This is a genomic window from Pseudomonas sp. GW460-LB5 (genome assembly GCF_059423245.1).
The window spans coordinates 32,738-40,310 of record NZ_JBWKXT010000058.1 but is presented as its reverse complement, the minus strand read 5'-3'; the positions used below and the strand labels follow the sequence as shown (position 1 = coordinate 40,310).

The 7,573-nt window shown below is 63.5% G+C and carries 7 protein-coding genes and 1 tRNA gene; all 8 read right to left on the bottom strand.

Annotated elements, in window-relative coordinates; genetic code table 11:
• Positions 1-76 (bottom strand) — tRNA-Val (locus AC07XM_RS25735).
• Positions 77-314: 238 nt separating this feature from the next.
• Positions 315-1,088: an SDR family oxidoreductase gene (locus AC07XM_RS25730; protein WP_016485528.1), complete on the bottom strand. Its 774-nt coding sequence runs from the start codon at positions 1,086-1,088 to the stop codon at positions 315-317.
• Positions 1,085-2,296, bottom strand: a complete 1,212-nt coding sequence (locus AC07XM_RS25725) for an O-succinylhomoserine sulfhydrylase (RefSeq protein ID WP_016485527.1) — start codon at positions 2,294-2,296, stop codon at positions 1,085-1,087. Before AC07XM_RS25725 ends, AC07XM_RS25730 begins: the two co-directional genes overlap by 4 nt.
• 16 nt (positions 2,297-2,312) lie before the next feature.
• Entirely contained in the window at positions 2,313-3,818 is a 1,506-nt protein-coding gene (purF, locus tag AC07XM_RS25720; RefSeq protein ID WP_016485526.1) for an amidophosphoribosyltransferase, read from the bottom strand.
• A gap of 42 nt (positions 3,819-3,860) precedes the next feature.
• Positions 3,861-4,418, bottom strand: a complete 558-nt coding sequence (locus AC07XM_RS25715) for a CvpA family protein (protein WP_016485525.1) — start codon at positions 4,416-4,418, stop codon at positions 3,861-3,863.
• A gap of 197 nt (positions 4,419-4,615) precedes the next feature.
• Positions 4,616-5,281 carry an SPOR domain-containing protein gene (locus AC07XM_RS25710; RefSeq protein ID WP_060519099.1) on the bottom strand — a complete coding sequence of 222 codons (666 nt, stop codon included), beginning with the start codon at positions 5,279-5,281 and terminating at the stop codon, positions 4,616-4,618.
• A complete protein-coding gene (gene folC / locus AC07XM_RS25705) occupies positions 5,265-6,572 on the bottom strand; it encodes a bifunctional tetrahydrofolate synthase/dihydrofolate synthase (RefSeq protein WP_060519100.1) in 1,308 nt (435 codons plus the stop codon). The genes AC07XM_RS25710 and folC overlap by 17 nt, the downstream gene beginning before the upstream one ends.
• On the bottom strand, positions 6,572-7,465 hold the full coding sequence (gene accD / locus AC07XM_RS25700) for an acetyl-CoA carboxylase, carboxyltransferase subunit beta (protein ID WP_016485522.1): 894 nt from the start codon (positions 7,463-7,465) through the stop codon (positions 6,572-6,574). The genes folC and accD overlap by 1 nt, the downstream gene beginning before the upstream one ends.
• Positions 7,466-7,573 lie beyond the last annotated feature (108 nt).

Genomic DNA, 7,573 nt, shown 5'->3' with positions numbered 1-7,573 from the left:
TGGTGGGTGATGACGGGATCGAACCGCCGACCCTCTGCTTGTAAGGCAGATGCTCTCCCGGCTGAGCTAATCACCCTCGCGATGTTGCTTGTTGCGTTTGCTTCGCTGAGGCCGCGAAATTTACGCAGATGGCGAAGCTAAGTCAATAGCCCCATTGAATTTTTTTCAAAAAGGGCAAAATAGTGTGCTTGCCTGTACGGGCCCCTTCGCGGGTAAACCCGCTCCCACAGGTACGGCACAGGTCTTTAGCACTGCGCTGTACCTGTGGGAGCGGGTTCACCCGCGAAGAGGCCCGTAAATGATAAGCAGAATGTTCAGGTGTAGATCATCTTGCGGGTCATGCCGCCGTCGACCACAAACTCCTGGCCAGTGACAAACGCCGCCTGGCGCGACAACAGCCAGGCAACCATGGCCGCCACATCTTCCACGGTGCCCACCCTGCCCGTCGGGTGCTGGGCATGATCGGCGTCGGTCAACGGCTCGGCGCGGCGCTGCGACGGGTCACGGGCATCGATCCAGCCCGGGCTTACCGCATTGACACGAATCTCCGGGCCCAGGCTCATGGCCAGGGCATGGGTCAAGGCCACCAGGCCGCCCTTGCTCGCCGCGTAGGCCTCCGTATCGGGCTCGGACTGCCGCGCCCGGGTGGAGGTAAGGTTGACGATCGCCCCGTTGTGCGCACGCAGGTACGGCGCACAATGCTTGGCCAGCAGCATCGGGCCATTGAGGTTGACCGCCAGCACCCGGTTCCATTGCGCCAGGCTCAGGCTTTCCAGCGTCTGGTTGTGCGGATTGGCGATGGCCGCATTGCACACCAGCGCGTCCAGCCGACCAAACTGCCCGAGCACTTCAGACACCCCGGCACTGACCTGGGCCTCGTCGGCAACGTCCATGGTAATGAACCAGGCGTTGTCGCCCAAGGCCTTGGCCACTTTGCTGCCACGCTGCCGGTCGAGGTCGCTCAGCACCACCTGCCAGCCTTCACAGACCAGCCAAGCGGCAATGCCCAGGCCGATGCCGCGCGCGGCACCGGTGACCAAGGCTACCCGGCCATTGTGGCCCGGGGTACTGCCGCGGATTTCGATCACAGTGCGGCCAGCCCGCGTGCAAGGTCGGCCTGCAGGTCGGCCACATCTTCCAGGCCCACGGCAACGCGGATCAGGCTGTCGCGGATACCGGCGGCTTCACGCTCCTGCGCCGACAAGCGGCCGTGGGAGGTGGTGGCCGGGTGAGCGATGGTGGTCTTGCTGTCACCCAGGTTGGTGGTGATGGAAATCACCCGGGTCGCGTCGATAAAGCGCCAGGCGCCCTCTTTGCCGCCCTTGACCTCGAAGCTGACCACCGCACCAAAGCCACTCATCTGGCGCTTGGCCAGCTCGTGCTGCGGATGACTGGGCAGGCCGGCGTAGTGCACCTTCTCCACGCCATCCTGCTGCTCCAGCCATTCGGCCAGGGCCTGGGCGCTTTCGCAGTGCGCACGCATGCGCAGGCGCAAGGTTTCCAGGCCCTTGGTGAAGATCCAGGCATTGAACGGGCTGAGCGTTGGGCCTGCGGTGCGCAGGAAGCCCACCACTTCTTTCATCTGTTCGGCACGGCCGGCAACCACGCCACCCATGCAGCGGCCCTGGCCGTCGATGAACTTGGTGGCCGAGTGGAACACGATGTCGGCACCCAGCTTCAGCGGCTGCTGCAACGCAGGGGTGCTGAAGCAGTTGTCCACCACCAGCATGGCACCGCGGGCATGGGCGATTTCACTGAGCGCGGTGATATCGACCAGCTCGGCCAGCGGGTTGGACGGCGACTCGACGATCAGTAGCTTGGTATTGGCCTTGATGGCCTTTTCCCAGCCACCGAGGTCGACCAGCGGCACGTAGTCCACCTGCACACCAAAGCGCTTGAAGTACTTCTCGAACAGGCTGATGGTCGAGCCGAATACGCTCTGCGATACCAGCACGTGGTCACCGGCACTGCACAGCGACATTACCACGGCCAGGATCGCCGCCATGCCGGTGGAAGTGCCCACGGCCTGCTCGGCGCCTTCCATGGCCGCCAGGCGCCCCTCAAAGGCGCGCACCGACGGGTTTGTGTAACGCGAATAGACGTTGCCCGGTGTTTCACCGGCAAAGCGCGCGGCCGCATCGGCGGCCGTGCGGAACACGTAGCTGGAGGTCAGGAACAGCGCTTCGCTGTGCTCGCCCTCAGGTGTACGGTGTTGACCGGCGCGCACCGCCAGGGTGTCGAAACCGACACCCTCGAGGTCGCTGTCCAGTCGCCCGGCATCCCATTGATCCGTCATGCCGTCGCTCCCTGAATCAGTTGTTGTAGAGGTCGATGATCGCGCTGACGGCCTGGTTCTTGACCTTGGCCAGGTCATTACGGGCCTGCTCGATACGCTCGAGGTAGGCATCGTCGATATCGCCGGTGACGTACTCACCGTTGAACACCGCGCAATCGAAGTGATCGATCTTGATCTTGCCGCCACCGACCGAGTCAATCAGGTCTGGCAAGTCCTGATAGATCAGCCAATCGGCACCAATCAACTCGGCCACTTGTTCGGTGGTACGGTTGTGGGCGATCAGTTCGTGAACACTCGGCATGTCGATGCCGTAGACGTTGGGGTAGCGCACCGCAGGGGCTGCGGAACAGAAGTAGACATTCTTGGCACCGGCTTCACGGGCCATCTGGATGATCTGCTTGCAGGTGGTGCCGCGCACGATCGAGTCGTCCACCAGCATCACGTTCTTGCCGCGGAATTCCAGTTCGATGGCGTTGAGCTTCTGGCGTACCGATTTCTTGCGCGCGGCCTGGCCGGGCATGATGAAGGTACGGCCGATGTAGCGGTTCTTGACGAAGCCTTCGCGGAACTTGACGCCCAGCCGGTTGGCCAGTTCCAGCGCAGCAGTGCGGCTGGTGTCCGGGATCGGGATGACCACGTCGATATCATGCTCTGGGCGCTCGCGCATGATCTTGTCGGCAAGCTTCTCCCCCATGCGCAGACGGGCCTTGTACACCGAAATACCGTCGATGATCGAGTCTGGGCGGGCCAGGTAGACGTGCTCGAAAATGCACGGCTGCAGTTTTGGCGATTCGGCGCACTGCTTGGTGAACAGCTGGCCTTCTTCGGTGATATACACCGCTTCGCCCGGCGCCAGGTCGCGGATCAGGGTAAAGCCGAGCACGTCCAGAGCCACGCTTTCCGAGGCGATCATGTATTCCACGCCTTCGTCGGTGTGACGCTGGCCGAACACTACCGGGCGGATACCGTGGGGATCGCGGAAACCGACGATGCCGTAGCCAGTGACCATCGCCACCACGGCGTAACCGCCGACGCAGCGGCTGTGCACGTGGGAAACAGCGGCGAACACGTCCTCTTCGGTCGGTTGCAGCTTGCCACGCACCGCCAGCTCATGGGCGAACACGTTCAGCAGCACTTCCGAGTCGGAGTTGGTGTTGACGTGGCGCAGGTCGGACTCGTAAATCTCTTTGGCCAACTGCTCGACGTTGGTCAGGTTGCCGTTGTGGGCCAGGGTGATGCCATACGGCGAGTTGACGTAGAACGGCTGGGCCTCGGCCGAGGTCGAGCTGCCTGCCGTCGGATAACGCACGTGGCCAATGCCCATGCTGCCCACCAGGCGCTGCATATGGCGCTGCTGGAAGACGTCGCGCACCAGGCCATTATCCTTGCGCAGGAACAACCGGCCGTCATGGCTGGTCACGATACCGGCAGCGTCCTGGCCGCGGTGCTGGAGGACCGTAAGCGCGTCATACAGCGCCTGATTGACGTTCGACTTACCGACGATACCGACGATGCCACACATGCGACGCAACCCCTACTTTGACGAAACTTGAGTGAATAGCGCTCAGGGCCGGGACGGCCCGAGCAACTGTTCCTTGAACGGAAGATCAGCCGGAGCGCTGATCAACCCACTGGGCGTCCATTGGCCGGTAAAACCCAGGATCAGGTTTTTCGACCAGTCGGCGACCAAGAGAAATTGTGGTATCAGGCGTGATTCCTGCCACCAGGTGTCTTGTTGAACAGGCCCCAGGCTGATCAGGCCTATGGCCACCACTACCAGCAAGGCCCCGCGCGCAGCGCCAAAGGCCATGCCCAGGAAACGATCGGTGCCGGACAGCCCGGTCACACGGATCAGCTCGCCGACAAGGAAGTTGACCATGGCCCCCACCAGCAAGGTGGCGACGAAAAGAATGGCGCAGCCGGCGATGACGCGCATGGATGGCGTCTGGATATAGCTCTCAAGATACACCGAGAGCGAACCGCCGAACATCCACGCAACCGCACCCGCAACGATCCAGATGAGCAACGACAAGGCTTCCTTGACGAAGCCGCGCTTGAGACTGATCAGTGTGGAGACGGCGATGATCGCGATGATCGCCCAATCAACCAAGGTAAATGCCACGGTGCTGCCTGCAGACGTTTGAGGCGGCGCATTTTACCAGAGCGACGGGCTGGGAGTAAGCGGAATGTCGGGTGGATTGGTGTTGGCTTCATCGCCGGCAAGCCACCTTTCATAGAACAAAACATGACCGGGTGATTTGCCAGGCACTCTCTGGAGCTGGCTTGCCGGCGATGGCCGGCAAAGCCGCCCTCGTGCTATCAGCTGCGCTCTGGCTGGAAACGCACCACAAAGCCTTTGAGGCTGTTCTGCCGGTTGATGGCGTCGCGTGTCCGCTCCGCCTCGGCGCGCTCGATCAGCGGCCCGACATACACCCGATTCATTCCGCCCGCCGAGCGGATATAGGCGTTGTAGCCCTGGCTGCGCAGGGTTTGCTGGAGCTTTTCGGCACCGGCACGATTGGACAGGCTGGCCAACTGGATGGACCAACTGACAGGCAAGCCATTGACGTCGATTTTTGAAGGGGCAGCCGGCTTTGCCACTGCTGCGGCAGGTGCCGGGGTGGCCACTGGCTTCGACTCCACTTTAGGCGCAGCAGCCTGTGGCTTGGCCGGCTGGACCTGCGCCTGGGTTTGCGGCGATGGCGTAATGGGCTGACTGGGCGTGGCGGGCGGCGCAGTGGACTCGTCGACCACCACCGCTGGCTGCTCCGGCGCTTGCGCAATCGCCTGCGGCTCGGGCACGGCGACCGGCTCCACCTTCACTTCCGGCAGGCTTGGCATGGCCGGTGCTTGCGGGGCCTCGACGTGCACCTGGCGCATCTCGTCCTCGCGGGTGAACAGCATCGGCAGGAAAATAACCGCCAGCGCCACCAGCACCAGCGCACCCACCATGCGCTGTTTCATCCCTTTATCCAGCACTGCCATCTACTCCACCCTCCTGGGCGTGCCGCTCCAGCCACTCCAGCGCCTGGGCAACACAGAAAAACGAACCGAACAGCAGGACCTGATCATCCGCCGTCGCCTGCGCACATTGCCCTTCAAGGGCGGCGTCGACGCTGGCATAAGACTTCACCGCGGCGCCGAGGTTCGTCAAGGCTGTGGCCAGCTCGGCAGCCGGGCGGCTGCGCGGGGTATCCAGCGGCGCCACGGCCCAGTCGTCGACCAGGCCCTGCAGCGGCGCGACCACGCCTTCCAGGTCCTTGTCGGCGAGCAGCCCGAACACCACCAGGCGACGGCCCTTGGGCGGCCGGGCCGTCAGGCGCCGGGCCAGGTACTCCGCTGCATGAGGGTTATGCCCCACATCCAGCAACAGCTCCACCCGCTTGCCCTGCCAGTTCACCAGGCGGCGATCAAGGCGGCCTGTAATGCGGGTAGCCAGCAGCGCCTGGCGCACCTGCGCGGCATCCCACGGCAGCCCCATCAGCAGGTACGCCTGCAGGGCCAGCGTGGCGTTTTCCATGGGCAGGTCGAGCAGTGGCAGGTCACAAAGCGCAACTTGCGCGCCGTCTGCCGCAGTACCGCGCCAGCTCCAGCCGGCCACGGTGCTGGCCAGATCAAAGTCCCGACCACGCAGGAACAGCGGCGCAGCCAGCTCGGCGGCCTTGTCCAGCAACGGTTGTGGCGGATCGAGGTCGCCGCACAGGGCCGGCTTGCCCGGGCGGAAGATCCCGGCTTTCTCGAAGGCTACCTGCTCGCGGGTATTGCCCAGGTAATCGACATGGTCGACGCCGATGCTGGTCACCAGCGCCAGGTCGGCATCCACCACGTTCACGGTGTCCAGGCGGCCACCAAGCCCCACTTCCAGCACTACGGCATCCAGCTGCGACTGGTAGAACAACCAGAACGCGGCCAGCGTGCCCATTTCGAAGTAGGTCAGGGAAATATCGCCCCGCGCCGCCTCGACGGCGGCAAAGGCTTCGCACAGGCGCTCATCGCTGGCCTCTTGGCCATCGATCACTACCCGCTCGTTGTAGCGCAACAGGTGCGGCGAGCTGTAGACGCCGACCTTGAGCCCCTGGGCACGCAGCAGCGAGGCCACGAATGCGCAGGTCGAGCCCTTGCCATTGGTGCCGGTTACCGTCACCACACGTGGCGCCAGCTTGCCCAGCGCCAGCCGGGCAAGCACCTTCTGCGACCGCTCAAGGCCCATGTCAATGGCCGAGGGATGCAACTGCTCGAGGTAGGCGAGCCATTCGCCCAGGGTTCGTTGTTTCATCACGCGACAGCAGCCGCCTCACGCGCTTGCTCCGGGGTTTCCTGGCCGGTCATCTGTGCCAGCAGGCGGGCCAGACGCGGGCGTAGTTCACCACGGGAGATGATCAGGTCGATAGCACCGTGCTCCAGCAGGAACTCGCTGCGCTGGAAGCCTTCTGGCAGCTTCTCGCGTACGGTCTGCTCGATCACGCGTGGGCCGGCGAAGCCAATCAGGGCCTTAGGCTCACCGACGATAACGTCGCCGAGCATCGCCAGGCTGGCAGAAACGCCGCCGTACACCGGGTCGGTCAGCACCGAGATGAACGGGATGCCCTCTTCGCGCAGGCGCGCCAGCACCGCCGAGGTCTTGGCCATCTGCATCAGCGAGATCAGCGCTTCCTGCATGCGCGCACCGCCCGAAGCAGAGAAGCAGACCATTGGGCAACGGTGTTCCAGGGCGTAGTTGGCCGCGCGTACGAAGCGTTCGCCGACAATGGCACCCATGGAGCCGCCCATGAACGAGAACTCAAAAGCGCTGACCACGATCGGCATGCCCATCAGGGTGCCGCTCATGGAGATGAGCGCGTCTTTTTCGCCAGTCTGCTTCTGGGCGCCGGCCAGGCGATCCTTGTACTTCTTGCCGTCACGGAACTTCAGGCGGTCGACCGGCTCCAGGTCGGCCCCCAGTTCGGCACGGCCTTCGGCATCCAGGAAGATATCGATGCGCGCACGTGCGCCGATGCGCATGTGGTGGTTGCACTTGGGGCAGACATCCAGGGTTTTTTCCAGCTCCGGACGATACAGCACGGCCTCACAGGCTGGGCACTTGTGCCACAGGCCCTCAGGCACCGAGCTCTTCTTCACCTCGGAACGCATGATCGAAGGGATCAGTTTGTCGACTAACCAGTTGCTCATGCTTTATTTCTCCAGTATCGGCAGGCGGGGGGCGGTGTCACCGCCCTGCCCTGCCCTTGAGCTCAAAATCTTTTATGAAACAATGGTAGACCGGCCACCGGGGCTGCC

Bases quoted from the DNA above. Each gene is read 5' to 3' on its own strand.
- AC07XM_RS25725 (WP_016485527.1), bottom strand. From the start codon at position 2,296: ATGACGGATCAATGGGATGCCGGGCGACTGGACAGCGACCTCGAGGGT.
- purF (WP_016485526.1), bottom strand. From the start codon at position 3,818: ATGTGTGGCATCGTCGGTATCGTCGGTAAGTCGAACGTCAATCAGGCG.
- AC07XM_RS25710 (WP_060519099.1), bottom strand. From the start codon at position 5,281: ATGGCAGTGCTGGATAAAGGGATGAAACAGCGCATGGTGGGTGCGCTG.
- folC (WP_060519100.1), bottom strand. From the start codon at position 6,572: ATGAAACAACGAACCCTGGGCGAATGGCTCGCCTACCTCGAGCAGTTG.
- accD (WP_016485522.1), bottom strand. From the start codon at position 7,465: ATGAGCAACTGGTTAGTCGACAAACTGATCCCTTCGATCATGCGTTCC.